Source organism: Psychrobacter sp. AOP7-C1-14, assembly GCF_052376135.1.
Classification (GTDB): domain Bacteria; phylum Pseudomonadota; class Gammaproteobacteria; order Pseudomonadales; family Moraxellaceae; genus Psychrobacter.
Map to the genome: position 1 here is coordinate 1 of NZ_JBQSVH010000046.1, position 816 is coordinate 816.

At 30.9% G+C, this 816-nt stretch carries 1 protein-coding gene; it reads left to right on the plus strand.

The annotated features are described in order from the left end of the window. Positions 1 to 172: 172 nt before the first annotated feature. A partial coding sequence (locus ACT3QN_RS13655; protein WP_444529298.1) for a DUF262 domain-containing protein occupies positions 173 to 816 on the plus strand: 644 nt, incomplete at its 3' end.

Below are 816 nucleotides of genomic sequence, written 5' to 3' on the forward strand. Positions count from 1 at the left end.
GTTCAACATTGTATCTTGGTGGTTTATGGTTGTATTTATAAACAACTGAAGATGTTTTATAACCTTGATTTGTTACAGATGCATATTGTTTCAGGACTATACTTTATAGTTTTTACTAAATAAGAAAATAGCAAGAGTTGATTTCATTTACCTAAATATATAAAGGTTAATTATGTACGAAATAAGACCAGAATCATTAAAGAATTTTATCGAAGATACTAATATTCAGTTACCAAGATTTCAAAGAAAACAAACTTGGGACGATAAGAAAAACTTCGAACTAGTCATCAGTATATTTAAAGAATATCCTATGGGTGTCAGTATATTAAATGTTGAAGATATCGATGGTGTTAAAACTAGGTGGCTACTAGATGGTAGACAGAGAAGGAATGCTCTGCAAAAGTTTTATGAAGATCCTGAGAATGTATATTTATGGGCAAAAAAATATCTTGGCTTAAAAACAAGTGATCAGCTACAAGATGTTGATGATAAGTTTTGGGACTCTATAAACGAGTATTTAGAAGACGATGAAATCGACGAAGAAATTAGCACTTTAGATAGTGATAGTAATCTTGAGTTTGAAGTTGAAAGTAACGAGGATGACGGACCTGTCTACGATGCCGCGAAAACAGGGCTGGAGTTATTACTATATATAATAAAAATGACTCATAATAAAAATAGCAAATTTAGTGGTTTTACTAGACCTTTTGATTTTTCAAAAGAGATTGGTAGATTACCATATACTACTGTAGAAAACGGTAAAGAACATCTAAACTCTAGAAGGCTTAAGTCTTTTCTAAATGAGTATCAACGTTA